Origin of the sequence: Brevundimonas sp. LPMIX5, from assembly GCF_003576505.1 — a bacterium.
GTDB lineage: Bacteria > Pseudomonadota > Alphaproteobacteria > Caulobacterales > Caulobacteraceae > Brevundimonas > Brevundimonas naejangsanensis.
In genome coordinates this window covers 103,112-119,754 of the sequence record NZ_QWTZ01000001.1, presented here as the reverse complement: position 1 = coordinate 119,754, position 16,643 = coordinate 103,112, and the positions used below count along the sequence as shown (strand labels likewise).

Annotated in this window: 21 protein-coding genes; 3 read left to right on the top strand and 18 right to left on the bottom strand. The window is 68.2% G+C overall.

Going from position 1 to position 16,643, the window contains the following annotated elements; translation table 11 throughout:
• Positions 1–53: 53 nt before the first annotated feature.
• Positions 54–665 (top strand): superoxide dismutase family protein, encoded by a 612-nt coding sequence (locus D1604_RS00595; protein ID WP_119411767.1) that lies wholly within the window; start codon positions 54–56, stop codon positions 663–665.
• Positions 666–671: 6 nt separating this feature from the next.
• On the opposite strand, the gene D1604_RS00590 is transcribed toward D1604_RS00595, so the two are convergent.
• Positions 672–1,628: a DMT family transporter gene (locus D1604_RS00590; protein WP_119411766.1), complete on the bottom strand. Its 957-nt coding sequence runs from the start codon at positions 1,626–1,628 to the stop codon at positions 672–674.
• Between the two features lie 62 nt (positions 1,629–1,690).
• Here D1604_RS00590 and D1604_RS00585 point away from each other — a divergent pair, with 62 nt between their 5' ends.
• Complete coding sequence (locus D1604_RS00585) at positions 1,691–2,257, top strand: nucleoside 2-deoxyribosyltransferase domain-containing protein (RefSeq protein ID WP_119411838.1); 567 nt, start codon at positions 1,691–1,693, stop codon at positions 2,255–2,257.
• A 64-nt stretch (positions 2,258–2,321) separates the two neighbouring features.
• On the opposite strand, the gene ssb is transcribed toward D1604_RS00585, so the two are convergent.
• The 13 genes from ssb to D1604_RS16050 all read right to left on the bottom strand — a co-directional run bounded on the left by ssb (position 2,322) and on the right by D1604_RS16050 (position 12,456).
• The gene (ssb, locus tag D1604_RS00580) at positions 2,322–2,816 is read right to left on the bottom strand and encodes a single-stranded DNA-binding protein (RefSeq protein ID WP_119411765.1); all 495 of its coding nucleotides are present in this window, start codon (positions 2,814–2,816) and stop codon (positions 2,322–2,324) included.
• A 91-nt stretch (positions 2,817–2,907) separates the two neighbouring features.
• Entirely contained in the window at positions 2,908–3,330 is a 423-nt protein-coding gene (locus D1604_RS00575; RefSeq protein ID WP_119411764.1) for a hypothetical protein, read from the bottom strand.
• Between the two features lie 2 nt (positions 3,331–3,332).
• Positions 3,333–4,001, bottom strand: a complete 669-nt coding sequence (locus D1604_RS00570; protein ID WP_119411763.1) for a hypothetical protein — start codon at positions 3,999–4,001, stop codon at positions 3,333–3,335.
• An 81-nt stretch (positions 4,002–4,082) separates the two neighbouring features.
• Positions 4,083–6,794, bottom strand: coding sequence for a transcriptional regulator (locus tag D1604_RS00565; RefSeq protein WP_199683601.1), 2,712 nt, complete (start codon positions 6,792–6,794; stop codon positions 4,083–4,085).
• Positions 6,795–7,043: 249 nt separating this feature from the next.
• Positions 7,044–7,955 carry a flagellin gene (locus D1604_RS00560; RefSeq protein WP_119411761.1) on the bottom strand — a complete coding sequence of 304 codons (912 nt, stop codon included), beginning with the start codon at positions 7,953–7,955 and terminating at the stop codon, positions 7,044–7,046.
• Between the two features lie 137 nt (positions 7,956–8,092).
• Complete coding sequence (locus tag D1604_RS00555; protein WP_024353082.1) at positions 8,093–8,374, bottom strand: flagellar protein FlaG; 282 nt, start codon at positions 8,372–8,374, stop codon at positions 8,093–8,095.
• 92 nt (positions 8,375–8,466) lie between these two features.
• Positions 8,467–9,276: a flagellin gene (locus D1604_RS00550; RefSeq protein ID WP_119411760.1), complete on the bottom strand. Its 810-nt coding sequence runs from the start codon at positions 9,274–9,276 to the stop codon at positions 8,467–8,469.
• Positions 9,277–9,535: 259 nt separating this feature from the next.
• Complete coding sequence (locus D1604_RS00545; protein WP_119411759.1) at positions 9,536–9,715, bottom strand: hypothetical protein; 180 nt, start codon at positions 9,713–9,715, stop codon at positions 9,536–9,538.
• A 4-nt stretch (positions 9,716–9,719) separates the two neighbouring features.
• Positions 9,720–10,142, bottom strand: a complete 423-nt coding sequence (locus D1604_RS00540) for a hypothetical protein (protein WP_119411758.1) — start codon at positions 10,140–10,142, stop codon at positions 9,720–9,722.
• Positions 10,139–10,522 carry a M15 family metallopeptidase gene (locus tag D1604_RS00535; protein ID WP_119411757.1) on the bottom strand — a complete coding sequence of 128 codons (384 nt, stop codon included), beginning with the start codon at positions 10,520–10,522 and terminating at the stop codon, positions 10,139–10,141. The genes D1604_RS00540 and D1604_RS00535 overlap by 4 nt, the downstream gene beginning before the upstream one ends.
• On the bottom strand, positions 10,519–10,776 hold the full coding sequence (locus D1604_RS00530; protein WP_119411756.1) for a hypothetical protein: 258 nt from the start codon (positions 10,774–10,776) through the stop codon (positions 10,519–10,521). Before D1604_RS00530 ends, D1604_RS00535 begins: the two co-directional genes overlap by 4 nt.
• Complete coding sequence (locus D1604_RS00525; protein WP_119411755.1) at positions 10,773–10,964, bottom strand: hypothetical protein; 192 nt, start codon at positions 10,962–10,964, stop codon at positions 10,773–10,775. Before D1604_RS00525 ends, D1604_RS00530 begins: the two co-directional genes overlap by 4 nt.
• Before the next feature lie 4 nt (positions 10,965–10,968).
• Positions 10,969–12,456 (bottom strand): DUF2793 domain-containing protein, encoded by a 1,488-nt coding sequence (locus D1604_RS16050; RefSeq protein ID WP_119411754.1) that lies wholly within the window; start codon positions 12,454–12,456, stop codon positions 10,969–10,971.
• Positions 12,457–12,671: 215 nt separating this feature from the next.
• Between D1604_RS16050 and D1604_RS00515 the strand changes: the two genes are divergently transcribed.
• Positions 12,672–13,622 (top strand): endonuclease/exonuclease/phosphatase family protein, encoded by a 951-nt coding sequence (locus D1604_RS00515; RefSeq protein ID WP_119411753.1) that lies wholly within the window; start codon positions 12,672–12,674, stop codon positions 13,620–13,622.
• Here the strand turns inward: D1604_RS00515 and D1604_RS00510 are convergent.
• The 4 genes from D1604_RS00510 to D1604_RS00495 are packed head-to-tail and all read right to left on the bottom strand — an operon-like array spanning position 13,603 to position 16,600.
• Positions 13,603–14,811 carry a CCA tRNA nucleotidyltransferase gene (locus D1604_RS00510; protein WP_119411752.1) on the bottom strand — a complete coding sequence of 403 codons (1,209 nt, stop codon included), beginning with the start codon at positions 14,809–14,811 and terminating at the stop codon, positions 13,603–13,605. The two genes, D1604_RS00515 and D1604_RS00510, sit on opposite strands and share 20 nt — an antisense overlap.
• Positions 14,808–15,482 carry a CoA pyrophosphatase gene (locus D1604_RS00505; RefSeq protein ID WP_119411751.1) on the bottom strand — a complete coding sequence of 225 codons (675 nt, stop codon included), beginning with the start codon at positions 15,480–15,482 and terminating at the stop codon, positions 14,808–14,810. The genes D1604_RS00510 and D1604_RS00505 overlap by 4 nt, the downstream gene beginning before the upstream one ends.
• Positions 15,479–16,039, bottom strand: a complete 561-nt coding sequence (locus tag D1604_RS00500) for a DUF1285 domain-containing protein (RefSeq protein ID WP_199683599.1) — start codon at positions 16,037–16,039, stop codon at positions 15,479–15,481. The genes D1604_RS00505 and D1604_RS00500 overlap by 4 nt, the downstream gene beginning before the upstream one ends.
• Positions 16,040–16,087: 48 nt before the next feature.
• On the bottom strand, positions 16,088–16,600 hold the full coding sequence (locus D1604_RS00495) for a GNAT family N-acetyltransferase (protein WP_119411749.1): 513 nt from the start codon (positions 16,598–16,600) through the stop codon (positions 16,088–16,090).
• Positions 16,601–16,643: the final 43 nt, after the last annotated feature.

Below are 16,643 nucleotides of genomic sequence, written 5' to 3'. Positions count from 1 at the left end.
TGGTGGCAAAGAAACGCCGCTGAAATCCCCATGCCGAAAAGGACAGGAAAGCCATGCGTTTAGCCGCTTCGAAAATGATCGCTCCCAGCGCCCTCGCCGTGGTGCTCGTCGCCGGGGCCGCCTGCAGCCAGAACCCGGCGACGCCGCCGGCTTCAGAGGCCCCGCCGGCAGCCCCGGCCGAGGCCGCCGAGCGTGCTGCGCCGGGCCAGACGGCGCAGGTCGCCATCATCAACGGCCAGGGCGCCGAAACGGGCAAGGCGACCCTGACTCAGGGAGCCACAGGCCTGCTGATCAAGGTCGAGGCCACGGGCCTGACGCCCGGCTGGCACGGCATCCACATCCACGCCACGGGCCAGTGCGAGGCCCCCTTCACCTCGGCCGGCGCCCATATCAATCACGGCGATCCCCAGAAGCCGCACGGCCTGCTGAACGCCGACGGGCCTGACGACGGCGACCTGCCTAACGTCTTCGCCGACGCGAAGGGCGCCGTGAATGCCGAAGTCTTCACCACCCGCGCCCGTCTGGCGGATGCCGGTCCGGGTCAGTGGCTGCTGGACGACGACGGCTCGGCCCTGGTGATCCACGCCAACGCCGACGACCACTCCAGCCAGCCGATCGGCGGCGCGGGCGACCGCGTGGCCTGCGCCGTCATCAAGGCGCAGTAAGCAGACCTAAACCTTGGCGGGGGCGCCGGCGCGAAGGCCGCGCTCCCCCAGGGCCACCGTGACCACGCCGAGCAGAGCGATGGCGACACCCGTCAGGATCTGCGGCGTCAGCACGTCGCCCATGAACAGGCCGCCGATCATTATCGACACCAGGGGCGAGCCCAGCAGATAGGGCGTCACCCGCCCGGCCTCGCGCCGCTGGACCAGCCAGAACATCAGGCTGGTGGCGAACACGGACGAAATCACCCCCGCCCAGATCAGCGTGCCCCATACCAGCGGCGTCGCGGCCTTGGCCGCTTCCCACTGCCCGTTCTCGAACAGGGCCGACCCCAGGGTCAGCACCGGAAATGCCATCAGGGCCAGCAGGCCCTGCATCTTCAATGGCGGGATCGAAGTCGTCCGGCGCGCGATCACCGTCGTCAACGCCCAGGCCGATGCGCCCAGCGCGCCCACCAGAATGGCCTTCCAGTCGTTCAGGGCGTGGGGATCCAGCGTCATCCACGCCACGCCTGCAAAGGCGATGACCAGGCCGACGGCGGCCATCCTCGAAATCCGCTCTCCCAGCATCAGGAAGGCGAACAGGGACGTCAGGGGAATCCACAACTGGGTGGCGATGGTCACCGGGCTGACGTCATGAGCCAGCCAGAAGGCCAGGTAGATCAGCCCATAGTGGATCGGGCCGCCTACCACGGCGATGATCAGCAGGCTTTTCCAGTTCGGGAACGGCGGCCGCACGAACCAGACCAGACAGGCGGCGGCGATGGCGAAGCGCAAGGCGCCCGTCATCAGCGGCGGAAGCATCTCGGTGGCGACCTTGGCGGCGGCGTTGTTCACGCCCCAGATGACCAGAACGGCCACGATGGCGGCGATTTCAAGCGGCGTCAGCGCGTGCGGGGAGGAGGAGGAGCTGGACACGCCTCCATGCTTGCCACAAGGCGCGACGTTTTGCCTCTCACGAAGCATGACCACAGGTTACCCCGCCGCATGTCATGCCCCACGACCGCGAACCGGCTATAGAAGCCGCCATGAAGATTCCTGCCCTGCTGTCCGCCCTCGCCGTCCTGACCGCCTGCATCGGCGCTGCGCCTGTGAGCGCCGAGCCGACCGTCGTGGTTTCGCCTCAGCCCCTGCCCATCGACAACGACCGTCCGCGCGTCTTCCTGGGCGGCAGCATCGACATGGGCGGCGCGCCCGACTGGCAGGGGGCGCTGACGCAGGCCCTGTCCGACATGGACGTCACCGTACTGAATCCTCGCCGCCCCGACTGGAACCCCGCCTGGCGGCCCGAAGCGGACGAGCCTGAATTCCTGCGTCAGGTCGAATGGGAGCTGGCCGCGCTGGAAAGCGCCGACGTCATCGTCATGTATTTCGCGCCTGGCACGCAAAGCCCGATCAGCCTGCTGGAAATGGGCCTGCACGCGCGCGGCGGAAAGCTGATCGTGCTGGCTCCCGAAGGGTTCTGGCGCAAGGGCAATGTCGACATCACCGCCCGCGCCTATGGGGTGCGTCAGGTGCAGAGCATGGACGAACTGACCGCCGCCGTCCGCCAGTCCCTGACCGAAGCCGCCGAGAAAGGCCGCTTCGCACGCTGACCCTCCATGAAAAAAACCGCGCCCCAGCTGGGACGCGGCCTTCATATTCCGGCTGGGGCGAACCTTAGAACGGAATGTCGTCGTTCAGGTCGTAGCTTTCCTTCGGACCCGAGGGCTTGTTGGCGCCGCCGGTCGAGAAGCCCGAGGAATAGTCGTCGTCGCGACCGCCGCCGTAGCCGCCGCGATCACCGCCGCCCTGGCTGTCGCCACGGCCGCCCAGCATGGTCAGCTGGCCGTTGAAGCGCTGGATGACGATCTCGGTCGTGTATTTCTCGACGCCCTGCTGATCGGTCCATTTGCGGGTCTGCAGCGAACCTTCGATGTAAACGGTCGAGCCCTTCTTCAGATAGTTCTCGACCACCTTGACGATGTTGTCGTTGAAGATGACCACCGAGTGCCACTCGGTCTTTTCCTTGCGCTCGCCGGTCGACTTGTCGCGCCAGGTTTCCGAGGTGGCGATGCGCAGGTTGGCGACGCGGTCGCCGTTGTTCAGCGAACGGATTTCCGGATCGCGGCCCAGATTGCCGATGAGGATGACCTTGTTGACGCTGCCCGCCATGACGAATGTCCTTTTATGTTCTTGCGCCGAGTCCTAGCGGATTTCGACGAGATGTTCCAGTTTTGTTCACGCCCAATTCCGGGCGCTGAAATCAGTTCGGAGCGACCGCGACCGGGCTTCCGTCGATCTGGCGCTGAATCGCACCGGGAATGGCCAGGCGGCCGTCCCCGGTGCGCGCCAGGGCGAAGAACCGGGGGCCGTCCAGGCTCTTGCCGAACTTGACCCCCGCGCGGTCGATGAAGATGAACTGCCCCTGATAGGCGCCGACCATCTCGGTCTTGCTGCCGCCCATACGCAGGAATTTCAGACGCATCTCTTCCAGTCGCGCGGCGCAGAACTCGATCTGCGGTTGGTCGCGGGCGACGACGTTGAAGCGCACGCCCCCGCCCTCGGCGTCCTGTCCCATATGGTAGCAGACGCCCGTCCCGCCCGGCGCCTCCGCCTTCTTGGCGCAGGCGCTCAGAGCCGCAGACGCCGCGACAATCGCCAGCAGGGTGATCGAAGCGCGGCACATGCTCACAGCTCCGGGAACTGACATTGGCGGTCCTGCTGGGCCAGGGTGCGGAAACGGTTGTTGTCGGTCGACTGCTCCACGCGGCGCGGGACCAGACGCAGGGTCGTGTCCCCCCACCGCCCGTAACGCGCCTCGCCCGGCGCGACGCAGGTTCCCGAATAGAGAGCCTGAACACAGGCCGCCAGGCTCATATTGCCCGACACCTGGCGCCATTCCGAACCGGTGTGACGCAGGCAGGCCGTGCCCGAGGTCGAAGGCGCAGCGCGCGTATCCTCGGCGGCGCCCGGCTGGCCCGCAGGGGCGATCTCGACCGCCGGGGTCGAAGGCAGTTCCGGCGGCGGCGCGAAGGAGGCCGTCGGCGCCGCGACGAGCGAGCCGGAAGCGTCCAGCCCCACATCCAAGGCGCTGGTGGCCACGCCGTTGCGCTTGGCGCAGTCGGCCAGGGTGGCCAGGCCGACGAACTGGCCATCCACGAAGCAGCGCAGTTCCCGGGTCGGCTCCAGCGTCGGGGCCTCGGCCACGTCGATGGTCAGTCCGCCCTTGGACGCAGGCGGCGGCTCAGATGGCGCGCCCTTGCCGCCGCTGAAGACCAGGGCGGCGGCCACGGCGCCGACGACGGCCAGGCCCGCGCCGACGATCAGAACCGTACGATTGTCTTTCGAAAGGGCCATGCAGCTCTCAACGCGCCAAAGAAGGCCCCACTAACCCCGAGCGCCCCACAGCCGTCAACCGAAAGCGCCCTCAACCCCGGCTTAGCCTGTGAGTCTCGCCAGAGCAGCCTGATAGTTGGCCAGCTGCGCCTGCAGATAGGCCGGAGCCTGGCCTGTCACCTTGGGCTTGTCGCTTGCCGGATCCAGGGCGCGATAGGCGTCGCGCATGGCCTTGATCGCCAGTTGCACCTGATCCCGCGACTTGGCGATGGCCTCTGCGCTGGACAGGTTCAGCAGCGGCGACAGGTCGATCCCGAAGGTCTTGGTCTTGTCCTGCGTCTTGCCGATGAAGCCGGGCGTCAGGCCCAGTCCCGCCAGGGCGTCTCGTCCCGCCTCGCCCGGCGTCAGAACAGCTCCGGCCCTCCCGTCGGCGCTGGTGATGGAAAGGCGCTGGACCCCGCCGCTGGTCACCCGTGCGTCGCCGTCCATGCCGGTCACATAGTCGCGGTCGGTCTTGATCGTGACCTTCAGATAACGCCCCGACGCCATTTCGATCTTGCGCGCCAGCGACTGCAGCGTGTCCTTGGCGTCGATCGTCACGGCCGTCTTCCGGCCGGTCAAAGGGTTCTGCACATAGAACCGGTCGCCCGCTCGGACGGCCGTCGCATCCACCAGGGTCTTGGACTGGCTCTGGCTGATCTCGCCCTGCGGCAGGCCCAACCGATCCAGCACGCTGGCGCCGCCCGAAGACACGGTCAGGGCCAAGGGCTTGGCCTGGCCGTCAGCCGCCGTCCATGTCTGGCTCCACTCTACCTGCCCCGCCTGCACGTCCAGTCGCGCCAGATAGCCGCGCGAGGGGTCTTCGGCCTTGGCCCCGATGGCGCGATCCGACACGCCGGTCAGCCAGACCTTGCCGTCGTGCACCTTAACGTCGGCGGCGGTGTCGTCGCCCGCCCCGCCGTAATAGGTCACCCGATCCGCGCCCGAGGCGGCCAGGTCCGTGGACAGGACAGCGACAAAGGCGTCCTGACCTCCGGCATGAGCATTGGCGACCTGGCCCGCATTCAGGGCGCCGTTGCCGGTCGCGCCCGAGATGATCAGTCGCCCGTCCGCCACCGCAAGGCCAGCGATCTCGCCGCCCGAAGAGGAGCCCAGATTGCGCACGCTCAGAAGCTCGGGCGCGCCCGTCGCGCCGATACGGAAATGACGCACGACAAAGGCGCCGTTCTCGACGCCCGCCGTGTAGAGATTGTCGCCGTCGACGGTCATGGCCTGGACGTTGTCGTCGCCGGCCGTGCCGAACTGGGTCGCCCCTGTCGCCGTCGCCGTAATCGGCGCCAGACTGTGGACCTGACTTTCGCTGAAGGCCTGAACATAGCCGTCCCAGCCGCCCACGGCCAAGGTCCCCGGCATGGCCGACTTGGCCCGCCCCGCCACATAGACCCGCCCGTCGGCGCCGAAGGAGACGGCGGTCGCTTCATCCTCGGCCTTGGCGCCGCGCCTCTGGGTCCACTGTTCGCGCCCCTGAGAGTCGAAGACGGTGACGAAACTGTCGGCCGTCGTGGCGGAGGCGCCTGCCTCGCCGGGCACAAGGGCGCCGATCACCGATCCGGCCACGGCCACCCGCCCGTCCGCATCCACGGCGATGGCGTAGCCGCTGGCCTTGGACGCCGCGCCCAGAGCGCGACTGACGACCACATTGCCCGCCGAATCCAGTTTCATCAGAACGACGTCGCCCTGCCCCTTGATCGGCTGGGTCGAGGCGCCGGCGCTGACATCGGCCACAATCCACATCGAACCGTCCGGCCCGGCCGCGCTGGCCCGCACCGTCTCGACGCCGTCCGGCAGGGACGAGACGCCGCTGCGGCCCTCGACCCAGAACCCGCCGCCGGAGCCCGCCACCGGATTGCCGTCCGGGTCGAACTTCAGCACCTCATGGGCGCCCTTGCTGCCTGCGCCCTGTACGACCTGAATCGAATCCCGCGCCTCGGCGGGGGTGAAGCTGATCGTCTCCAGCGAGACGCCGGCGACCGTCAGTCCCCAGCGCGCCGGCCCGGCCGGAAGGGTGATGGTCTTGTCGCCCGCCTTGACCGTGCGCGGCTCGGCCTCAATCGTCTGCCGATGGATGCGGGTCTGCACGCCCGCCTCTTCCAGCTTGCCGTTGATGTGCTGCACCACCGCATCCATCGTACGCGGCGTCGCCCCCATCTCAGCCAGGTCGATATCGACCGTCTGGCTTCCGGTCGTGGTCTTCACCGTGATGCCGAAACGCACGTCGCCTTGGAAAGCCGCGACCTCGTCGGTCAGGGCGCCGTCGTGAATCGGGCCGGTCAGATATTTGGGATTGTCGCGCGGCACCGCCGCTGTCGACTGGCTCTGCGAGGCCGAGACGCCCTGAACCACGCGCACGCCTTCGAACTGAGCGGAATTCAGGAAATCCATCACCTCCGTCATGCCGGAAGCGAACCGTCGAGACAGTTGCTCGGATTCCATACGGGTGACCCCGCGCTCGCCCGCGCGGTTCGTCAGGGCCTCAAGCATGGTCAGCCCCTGATACAGGGCGAAAATCTTGCGGTAGTCGCTTGATGAGACGCCCTTGACGTCAAGAACGGCATTGTCCTCGTTGACGAGCTTTCGCCCGCTCAAGGCCGTACGCAGAAGGTCCGACTGGCTGGGCTTTTCCTTGCCGCTCAAGGTCCACGGCGCGGTCGGTTGCGTCTTCGACTTGGGCGCGGACTGTGCGGACGACGAGGCGCCCGCTCCTCCGGCGAGACCGTAAAGGCCCAGCAGATAGCTGTTGTTGATCACCGCCACGAAAGCCTCCGCAGGCCAGCTTGCCGCAGGCACGGTAACGAATTGTTTAACCCCCGCACGCAACCGCCCCGCGTCAGCCGCAGTTCACTCTTGTCTGCAGCCTGATGTGGAGATGTTCATGTCGCGCGTACGCTGGCTTTTAATGCGGCTGATGAGCCTTTACGGCCTGATGCCCCGCCCCGCCCCGCGCCGCCGGCGTCCGCCCGTCACTCTGGGCTATGGGCCGACCCGGCGAATGGGTTAGCGGCTTCAGCCCTTGAACAGCGACAGGATGATCTGCGGCGCCTGGTTGGCGATCGACAGAGCCTGAGCGCCGAGTTGCTGCTGCACCTGCAAGGCCTGCAGACGTGCGCTTTCACGCGCCATGTCCGCGTCCACCAGATTGCCGACGCCGACTTCCAGCGAATCCATCAGCTTGGTGACGAACAGGGTGTGCTTCTCGATCTGCTTGGACTGAGCGCCCAGTTCAGCGAGCTTCGAACTGGCGGCCGTGAGGGCCGCTTCGACAAAAGTCAGGGCCTCTGCAGCGTTTTCGGTCGTATCCAGCAGTGGCAGACCGGCAGGACGCGCCGTCACTGGAGGTGTAGCTCCGGCATCCGCCGTGCGAGCCGGTAGATCCAAACCCAGCCCTCTAAGGGACATGTCCTGCCGGTTCATCGTGATGGTTTCAGATGCGTCGGCGTTCGCCAGGAAGTTCAACGGCGTCAGCGGGCTCGGCGTAGGCGTCACGCCCGGCACCTTGCCGTTCAGGATATTCTCGCCATCGAATGAGGCGTTGTCCGCAAACGACTGCAAGGACTTCAGCAGCGACTGAAACTCATCGTTGTAGGCCTTGCGCGTCGCGTCCGACGCCGACGGGTCGGCCGCCGCGGTGGCCTTCTGACGAAGTTCGACGAGGATATCTGAAATCTGCTGACCGGCCGCCAGGGCCACATCGGCGACCGAGGTCGCCCGGTTCAGGCTGGTCTTGACCGATTCCAGGGCGTTCATGTCGGCGCGCTGGTTCTGGGCGATGGCCCAGGTGGCGGCGTTGTCCTTGGCGCCCTGGACCTTCAGCCCGGTGTTCACCCGGCTCTGGGTCGCCGCCAACTTGGAGTTGGTGGCGTTCAGGTTCTGAAGCGCGATAAGCGCCGACGCATTGGTGATTACGCTGTTGGTCATGGCCGTTCTCGCCTCAGATCCGATTCTGGCGAGTAGTAATGACGCTGATTCCTGAGCGTATGGTTAACGGCGCCGCAACGCCTGTTAACGCCGCCCGGCGCCGCCGAGGGGCGTCAAGCCGCCTTCCGTCGCGCCGCTCAGATCTCGGTCTTGATGATCTTGCCAACGTCATAGGCCGGGCTCTGACGCAGCTTCAGGACTTCTTCACGAGGGAACTGGCGAACCACCTCCCCGGTGACCCGATCCAGGGTCTTATAGACGTAGCCGGTCGACTCGCGCTCGATCGTCAATCGGTAACGACCTGCGTCGTCGCTATCTTTCTGCGCGCCCTGCACAGGTTGCTGCGCCTCGATAGCGCCGCCCTGGGGCTCGCGATCAAGGTAGGTTACGCTGGACACTCCCGCGACATTGTCAGCCATATCCTTTCGCGCGGACGCGCCGCGCCTCCCGTATCAAACGACACGAGAAAGGGGCGAACCTTGCGGCCCGCCCCCTTCCTAATCGCGTCGGATTAGCGGAACAGGCCCAGCAGGATCGAGCTGGACTGGTTCGCGATCGACAGCGCCTGCACGCCCAGCTGCTGCTTGGTCTGCAGAGCCGTCAGGCGAGCGCTTTCCTTGGCCAGGTCGGCGTCGACCAGATTGCCCACGCCGGTTTCCAGAGCGTCCTGGAGCTTGTTGGCGAAGGTCAGTTGACGATCCATAGACTTGGACTGGGTGCCGAGGGTCGCGAGAGAGGTCGTGAAGGACGTGATCGCTGCCTGGACGTCATCCGCCGTCATGTTGGTTAGATCGAGGTCTGCCCAGTCCGTATCAAATCCGAAGGAGAACTCGCTGGTCGCCTCAAGACCCGTCCGGACCTTCGGTTGATTGGTGGCCCCACTCGCATCAGTCGTGAAGAGATTCACGCCATCAAAGGTGGCGCCCGCCAAGGCATCAGTGATCTCTTGCTTGAGGGCATCATAATCAGCCACATATGCGTCATATGAGGGATTGTCCGTCGGTGGGGTAGTGCCAAAGCCCTCGATGGCAACTGCGAGAGACTTCATCTCCGTCAGAGCGGCGACGACGGTGTCACCCGCGGCCAAAGCAACATCCACAATGGATTGACCACGCTGGATAGACTGCTTGACCGAATCCAGAGCCGCCATATCGGCGCGCTGGTTCGTGGCAATGGCGAAAATAGCGCCATTGTCCTTGGCGGTGGCGACGTTGAATCCCGTATTGACTCGGTTCTGGGTCTTGTTCAGCGCCGCATTGGTCGCGTTCAGGTTTTGCAGCGCAACGAGGGCGCCAACGTTCGTGTTGATGCTATTAGCCATTTTGGCTGTCCTTTGTCTTCAGACGATGTCCGACGCCATTTTGGCTGCCGGGAGCTTTCTGCTCGGAAGGTCAGGCCGCAAGTGGCGGGCCAACAGAGCGTCGCTGGTTCCAAAAGCCAGCGCATTGATTTTTCAATGTTAGATTCTGGAAACCATATCAAAACGCCCGGCACTTCCTGCCGTCAGCGAGTGCAGGCGGCAATAAGTGCCGGGCTTATCGGCAAAAAATGCCGCCCACTGTCCTATCGAAAAGACAAACTCACGGACGGGAATGCACCCATGCGTCGATCAGGGCGCGTTCGGCCTGAAGCGTCTCAACCGCCAGTCGCCGCGCCGCATCGCACGTCAGGATCTGCCCGCCGCGCCGCACATAGGCCGCCTCCAGATCCGCCGTCGTGGCCGCCTCGGGCAGCACCGCCAGATCACAGGGCCGCGTCACGGCGTCAGGAAGGATCAGACGCGGCGGTGCAGCCGGCGACGGCTGGGGCGAGGCGGCACAGCTCGCGGTCATGATCGCGCAGGCGCTGAGCGCGAGCGGGGTCCAGAGGCGTATCGGCGTCATCGGCGGTCCTTGCTCGGGTTTCGGCCGTCGCGGTCGCCCGCGCCACGGCCTCGGCATGATGGTGAAAGGCGTCCAGAACCGCGACCTGGCGACCGCGCGCGGCGGCCTCCAGGGCGCGGGCGGCCGCCAGGGCCTCGGCCTGATCCGCGCGGCGCTGAACAGTTTCAAGACGGCGCGCCTGCAGATGCAGCGGATCCCACCGCACCCCGAGGCCTCGCCCGACGATCAGGATCAGGACCACGACGACGCCGAACGCCGCCAGCCAGCCCAGCGGCGTCAGGGTGCGAAGAACGCCGCCGCTCATGGATAGGCCCCCCGGTCCAGTTCGAAATGCGGGCCGTCGCGCAGACGCGGCCAGTCGCCACCCCAGATCAGGGGTATGCCCCGCCCTTTCGCCGCCGCCTTGAAGGCCTCGGCGATGCGCGGATAAAGCGGCCAGTCCCAGCGGACCTGCCCATCGACCCAGGCGGCCACATCGATGGCATGCCCGGTCAGGTGGCGCGAGTTCAGCGTCCGGCTGGCCCCTGCCCGCACCAGTTCCGCCTGACGCGCCGCCGTGCGCAGGCCCTCGGTGACCATGAAATCCACCGGCGTCAGCTCGATTGCGGCCTCGACCACGGCCACCAGGTCGGGATGCACCCCCTGAAGCGCCGCTCGCGAGCGTTGCGAAAGCCGGAAGCTCATGGCCGCCCGCCCGCGCGCAGACGCATCATATTGACGATCTGCTGGGCGCTTGGCGCCACCAGATAGAGCAACAGCATCAGGGCGATCAGTCCCATCAGCCCCTCGGCGATGCGCGGCAGGTCCGAGGCCTCAGCCCGGCTCACCGCCAGCCGCAGCAACAGCCACAGGGCCAGGCTGGCCGCATAGACATAGATCCGCCGCCACAGCCAGCGGCCCTCAGCGAGATCATGCGTCGGTTCTTTGAGCGTCATCATTGGTCGTCCTCCGGATCAAAGGGCGCGGCGGAGACCCGCCAGTCGGCGCCCAGATGGTCGAAACAGTCGTCGGCGCTGAGCCGGTCAGGCGCGGACCAGGTCTCCTCGTCCGGCAGTTCAGGCAAAGGAGGCGCGGCCTCGTCCCACTGCTCCACAGTTTGAATGATGCGATGCAGGCGCTGGGTCATGACGTCACCCGATCGCCGTCAGCCGGACCAAGCCGGGCGCGCCCGCGCCGCCTGCGCCCGCCGCCGTCACGCCCGCGCCGCCCCCGCCGCCGCCGCCGCCGTAAAGGCCCCCGTCGCCCCCTGCACGCCCGGCTCCGGACGCCTGAGCGCCGCCCCCCGCGCCGCCGCCGCCCGCCCAGTGCAGATCGTTCAGAGGCGCGTTCTGTCCGGCGTTTCCGACGCCAGCGCCGCCCGCCCCGCCGGTCGCCTTGACCGACAACAGGCCGCCATCGCCCCCGGCGCCGCCCGACTGGATGATATTCGCCGCGCCGACGCCCCCTCCGCCGCCGCCGCCGCCCGGTCCATCAGGCCGCGCGCCGGACTGGCCAGCCATGCCCATCGCCGTGACCGAAGAGGCTCCGCCCCCATTGGATGCCGTCAGGCCGCCGCCGCCGGCGCCGCCAAGCCCGGCCGCTGACGCGCCGCCCGCCCCGCCGCGTCCACCCTCGCCGGTCAACAGCGTCACGCCGCCCAGCGTGATGCGGCTATCGGCGCCCGGCGCGCCCGCAGCGGCCGAGCCGGAACCACCGCCCCCGCCTGCCCCGACGACGATGCTCAATCCGGCGCCTAGCGCCTCGACAGGCCAAAGGGCGCTCATCACCCCGCCCGCGCCGCCGCCGCCGCCGCCGTGGCGGCTGGTCCCAGCCGGACCGGCCAGCCCGGCCCCGCCTCCTCCGCCGCCGCCGACGCAGACCGCTTCGACCCAGCGCGCCCACTCCGGCGGGGACCAGGCGCCGCCCGCCGTCAGGGTGGTGGTCTCACGCCGCGTCGCGCCGCGGGCGAACCAGGCGCGGCCGGTGTGCCGGTCGGCCATCAGCACCTCGCGCCAGGTCCCGCCGTCCGCGCTGACCTTCAGCCGCAGGTCGTCATCGCCGATCAGGCCCAGTTCGGCCCGGCCGCCCCAGCCGCTCTGGAACAGCAGGGACAGCACGTCCGCCGATGTCTGCTTGTTGAAGGTGAAGCGCAGGTCGCCGTCGCCGCCGCTCTCGCTTTCCAGCGCGGTCCACAGGGCCTTGTTCGCCCGCACCGTCACCACGTTGGTCGCATCCGCCGTGGCGTTGACGCCCAGGCGGGTGATCTGCTGCAGTTCGTCCGGCGTCGCGGTCTGAAGGGGCGTCCAGTCGCCATTACGGCGCACGACGATCTCTTCGCTGTCCAGCACCACGGCCAGATGTCCATCCGGCGTGGGCGCCACGGTCCAGCCGCCCATCTCATGACGCATCAGCGCCCCCGCCGCCCGGCCCGACCAGTCATCGCCCGTCGCGCCTTCCGGCAGAATGTAGAGGTCGCCGTCCGACGCCTCGGCCGGTTGGGTCGCCGTGGTGCGGCTGACCACCGCCGTCTGGGTCAGGGCGTCCAGAAAGGTCAGCGCCTCGTTCAGAGTGACGTGCTTCTGCAGTTGTCCGGCCGCCAGATAGGGCAGGCCCAGCCGCGCGCTGGCGTCGATGCTCATGTTCAGTCTCCGTGGATCAGGAGATGTCAGTCTGTGCAGCCGCCCCATGCAGGCGCGTCGATCGGGTCGAGGCGTCGCCAAAGCCGGGAATTTTCAGGCATCGGCGTATTCGGTCGTGATGGCCGCGCCGTTTCTGCGTGCGGAACGGCCGCCTCGACAGCGCCCGGATCGGCGGCTAACCGGATCAGCCCACTCCCGCCGTTCGCGACTGCTTCATGACCCTGTTTCAGGCCCTGACGCGCCTGGCCGCCCTGGCCGTTCTGGCGCCGCCCGCCGTGGTCGCCGTCTCGGCGCTCAGCCGCATCGGCCACCGGCTGCCTGATCTGCTGACGCAGTTCACCGCTCCGGCCCTGATCGCGACGGTGGCGGTGTGCGGGGCCTTCCTTTTGCTGAGACTGTGGGACATGGCGGCGCTGGGCGGGGTCGTCGCAGGACTGCTGCTGGTCGCCGTCTGGCCGCAGTGGTCGCCGCCGCGCGGGATGCCTGCCGATGGCGCCGAAACGCTCACCCTCTATTCCGCCAACCTGTGGGCGCGGAACAATGATGCGGACGCGGTCGCCCGCTCCATCGCCGCGGCAGACGCCGACATCGTCATGCTCATCGAGCTGGGCGACGGCCCCAACGCCCGGCTGGACGAGGTTCTGGCGGGCTATCCCCACCGCGTCGCCACCCCGCGCAAGGATCGGCCCAGCGGCGCGGCGCGCTCGGTGATCGCCTCGAAACGGCCGCTGCACCGCGTGCGCGACGCCGACGGTCAGGGGCTGGCCGCCCTGGTCGCCGAGGCCGAGACGGCGCTGGGCCCGATCAATCTGATCGCCGTCCACATGACCCGCCCCTGGCCCTTCCAGCATCCCTATGGCCAGATCAGCCAGGCCGAGCGGCTGGCTGGACTGCGTCACGGACTGACGGGGCCGGTCGTCATCGCGGGGGACTTCAACAGCGTCTCCAGCGGCCGCATCGGCCGTCAGATCAAGGCGCAAACCGGCCTGATCCCCGCCCCGGCCTGGCCCGGCACCTGGCCCGCCGTGGCGCCCTCGCCGCTGGGCGTCACCATCGACCATGTATGGCGCTCGCCCGATCTGGCCCTGCTCGAACGGCGGCTGGGCGACAAGACCGGCTCGGACCACCGCCCCGTCATCGTCGAGCTTACGCGGGCGACGCAATAAGCGCCTTCAGCCGCGCCTCATGACCGTGGTCGGGGAAGTCGTCGGCGATCCAGCCGTCTTCAAAGGCCTTCAGGACGCGGCCTGTCTCGGGCCCCGGCTTCAGACCCAGTCGCGCCAGATCACGCCCGCCGACCGGCAGCTTCGGCGGCGTCCAGTCGGCCGCGAGGGCCAGCAACGCCTGCATCCTCGCCGCCTCGGCGCCCCCCGCCCAGGCGCGCCTGACGCGATCCTCGAACGCTTGCCGCCCCTCGCGCCAGATGACGGCGCGCGCGCGCGCGTCGCTTATATCCGGGTCAAGCGGCGTGCGAACGGCGGCGATCAGCCGGTCCTTCTGGGCGTTGGACAGCCGCAGCCGGTTCGCGGATGCGCGCACCGTCTCAACGTCCGCCGGCAGCAGGGCCGACAGGCGCAGCACCGGGTCCGGGCTGACCCCGACCATCGCCTCGAACAGCGTCAAGCCTTCGGGTTGCGGCAAAATACGGCCCAGCACACCCGCATCCTGCATCAACCGCACCGCCGGGCGCGGATCGGGCGCGGCCAGCAGCTTGAGCATCTCCTTCGACACCCGCTCGGCCGACAGCCGCTCGACCCCTTCGGCCAGGGCGGCGCAGGCGGCCACCGCAGCCGCATCCGGCGCGCCTCGCCCATACCAGGCGAAGAAGCGATAGAAGCGCAGAATGCGCAGATAGTCCTCTTCGATGCGCTGTTCCGGCTCGCCGACGAAGACGATCCGTCCCGCCAGAGCGTCGTCATAGCCCGCGCCCGTCGGATCCAAGATCACACCGTCGGAGTCGGCGTAGAGGGCGTTCAGGCGGAAATCCCGCCGCGCCGCGTCCTCGGCCCAGTCGTCGGTGAAGGCGACCGTGGCGCGCCGTCCGTCGGTCGAGACATCGCGGCGCAGGGTGGTGATCTCGAACGGCTGGCGCTCCGATATGGCTGTCACCGTGCCGTGCTCCATGCCGGTCGGCACGCTCTTCAGCCCGGCCGCCTTCAGCGCCCTGACCACCGCCTCGGGCGTTAGCACGGTGGCGATATCCACGTCGTCGATCGGCGCGCCCAGCACGGCGTTGCGCACGCAGCCGCCGACGAAGCGGGCGCAGTCCGCCCCGCCCGCCGCCGCCAGAGCCGCCATCACCGCACGCGTGGCGTCGGCCGTCAGCCAGTCCTGCCCCTCAAGGACGCGGCTCATCCCACGCGCTCGCTCGCGTCGGCCTCGGCGGCCTGATGCGGCGCGGTTTCCTCGCCATAGAGGCGGTTGAACAGCCCCTTCAGAATGCCCGCCGTCACGCCCCAGATGTAGCGCTCGCGATAAGGCATGGCCCAGAACCAGCGGCGCGGCCCGTTCTCCTGATCATAATAGTCGCGGCGATGGTTCACCGGATCCATCAGGAAGTCCCACGGCGCCTCGAACACCTCGGCCACCTCGGCGGGCGACGGGGTGACAGCGGGCGGCGCCGTCAGCCAGCCGACCACCGGCGTCACCAGAAAGCCGGTGCCCGTCTCATACGGATCGCCCAGCCCCAAGGGCTCGACCACGGCCGGGTCCAGCGCAATCTCCTCACACGCCTCACGCAAAGCCGCGTCCAGCGCCGTCTCGCCCGGATCGAGTCGTCCGCCCGCAAAGGCGATCTGCCCCGTATGGCTGGCCAGACTGTCGGATCGCCGCGTCAGCAGGACGCTGGGGCCGTCCTCGCGCGCGATGATGGGGATCAGCACCGCCGCCGGTCTCAACTTGACCTTCGGACGGCTGAAATCGGGGTTCAGGTCATAGTCGGACCGCACCGCCCCACGCTGCGGCGACCACGCCGATACCGGGTCCAGCCTCTGTTGCAGCCGCGACTTCAAGCCGGAACAGGTCAAAGCCCCGCCCCTTCCGGCCCCAGCGGAAACGTCACCCCGCCCGAGCGCACGGCCAGGCGCCCGTCCGCCTCCTGCGCCCGTTCGACCAACTCATAGAAGACCGGCCGCGCGATCCGCGCCCACAGATCGCCGCGCACATGAACACGCGGCGCAGGCTCGCCCGTCGTCGCATCCGTCTCGACGATGATGGCGTGGTCGGGACCGGCGGCGGCCTCGTCGCCCTGATCCGTAGTGAATACCAGCGCCTCACCCTCTTCGCGCACGGTCACGGCGCGGAACGGCAGATCCTCGACCGCGATCTTCAGCTTCTCGACCGGCGTGACCAGGTGATAGCCGTCCGGATCCTTCCTCAGCACCGTCGAGAACAGCCGCACCAGCTCGGCCCGGCCAATGGGCGATCCTTCATGCATCCACACCCCGTCGGCGCGGATCAGGATGTCGATCTCGCCGCAATGCTCGGGATGCCACAGATGAACGGGCGGCAGCCCCCTGCCCGGCGCCTGACGGGCAGCCTCGGCCACGCCTGTCAGACCCGAGGATGTCGGTGGGTTCGTCATGTCTGAACTATGGGATGCGTCGCCCTGCAAAGGAAGGCCGCGCCCGGCTCAGGCGTCGGGGCGCACCGCTCCGACCGGCGCCGCATCAGTGAAAGGCAGCCACATGACCCGGCGCTGGTCCACCGGCCCCGGCAGCACGGCGTCCGGCGCCGGCTCAAACCCGAAGCGCGAAAAATAGGGCGGATCGCCGACCAGCAGAATGCCGTCCAGCCCCAGCGCCTTCGCCTCTTCGATGCAGGCGCGCACCAACTCGCCGCCCAGGCCTGTGCTGCGGCTGGCCTTGTCCACGGCGATCGGCCCCAGAAAGACCGAGCGCGCCTCGCCCGTCAGGACCGACCACAATCGCACCGAACCGATCAAACGGCCGTCTTCATGCAGGCAGAAACCGGCCGCCAGCGGAGCCCGCTCGCGCAGACGCTCGGCCGTCTTGGCGAAGCGGCCGGGGCCGAAGGCGGCGATGACCAGGGCGTCGACAGAGGCCGCATCGGCCGTCGTCTCACGGGTGATCCGCCCCGCGATCTGCGGGTCGTCTGAAGGGGCGGAGGCGGGCGCGGCGTTCATGCGCGGCCCGTAGTCCCCCGCGCCCCTCGAATCAATCGCGATT

Coding starts and splice junctions, on each gene's coding strand:
- D1604_RS00595 (WP_119411767.1), top strand. CDS start 54: ATGCGTTTAGCCGCTTCGAAAATGATCGCTCCCAGCGCCCTCGCCGTG.
- D1604_RS00590 (WP_119411766.1), bottom strand. CDS start 1,628: ATGCTTCGTGAGAGGCAAAACGTCGCGCCTTGTGGCAAGCATGGAGGC.
- D1604_RS00585 (WP_119411838.1), top strand. CDS start 1,691: ATGAAGATTCCTGCCCTGCTGTCCGCCCTCGCCGTCCTGACCGCCTGC.
- ssb (WP_119411765.1), bottom strand. CDS start 2,816: ATGGCGGGCAGCGTCAACAAGGTCATCCTCATCGGCAATCTGGGCCGC.
- D1604_RS00575 (WP_119411764.1), bottom strand. CDS start 3,330: ATGTGCCGCGCTTCGATCACCCTGCTGGCGATTGTCGCGGCGTCTGCG.
- D1604_RS00570 (WP_119411763.1), bottom strand. CDS start 4,001: ATGGCCCTTTCGAAAGACAATCGTACGGTTCTGATCGTCGGCGCGGGC.
- D1604_RS00560 (WP_119411761.1), bottom strand. CDS start 7,955: ATGACCAACAGCGTAATCACCAATGCGTCGGCGCTTATCGCGCTTCAG.
- D1604_RS00555 (WP_024353082.1), bottom strand. CDS start 8,374: ATGGCTGACAATGTCGCGGGAGTGTCCAGCGTAACCTACCTTGATCGC.
- D1604_RS00550 (WP_119411760.1), bottom strand. CDS start 9,276: ATGGCTAATAGCATCAACACGAACGTTGGCGCCCTCGTTGCGCTGCAA.
- D1604_RS00540 (WP_119411758.1), bottom strand. CDS start 10,142: ATGAGCGGCGGCGTTCTTCGCACCCTGACGCCGCTGGGCTGGCTGGCG.
- D1604_RS00535 (WP_119411757.1), bottom strand. CDS start 10,522: ATGAGCTTCCGGCTTTCGCAACGCTCGCGAGCGGCGCTTCAGGGGGTG.
- D1604_RS00530 (WP_119411756.1), bottom strand. CDS start 10,776: ATGATGACGCTCAAAGAACCGACGCATGATCTCGCTGAGGGCCGCTGG.
- D1604_RS00525 (WP_119411755.1), bottom strand. CDS start 10,964: ATGACCCAGCGCCTGCATCGCATCATTCAAACTGTGGAGCAGTGGGAC.
- D1604_RS16050 (WP_119411754.1), bottom strand. CDS start 12,456: ATGAGCATCGACGCCAGCGCGCGGCTGGGCCTGCCCTATCTGGCGGCC.
- D1604_RS00515 (WP_119411753.1), top strand. CDS start 12,672: ATGACCCTGTTTCAGGCCCTGACGCGCCTGGCCGCCCTGGCCGTTCTG.
- D1604_RS00510 (WP_119411752.1), bottom strand. CDS start 14,811: ATGAGCCGCGTCCTTGAGGGGCAGGACTGGCTGACGGCCGACGCCACG.
- D1604_RS00500 (WP_199683599.1), bottom strand. CDS start 16,039: ATGACGAACCCACCGACATCCTCGGGTCTGACAGGCGTGGCCGAGGCT.
- D1604_RS00495 (WP_119411749.1), bottom strand. CDS start 16,600: ATGAACGCCGCGCCCGCCTCCGCCCCTTCAGACGACCCGCAGATCGCG.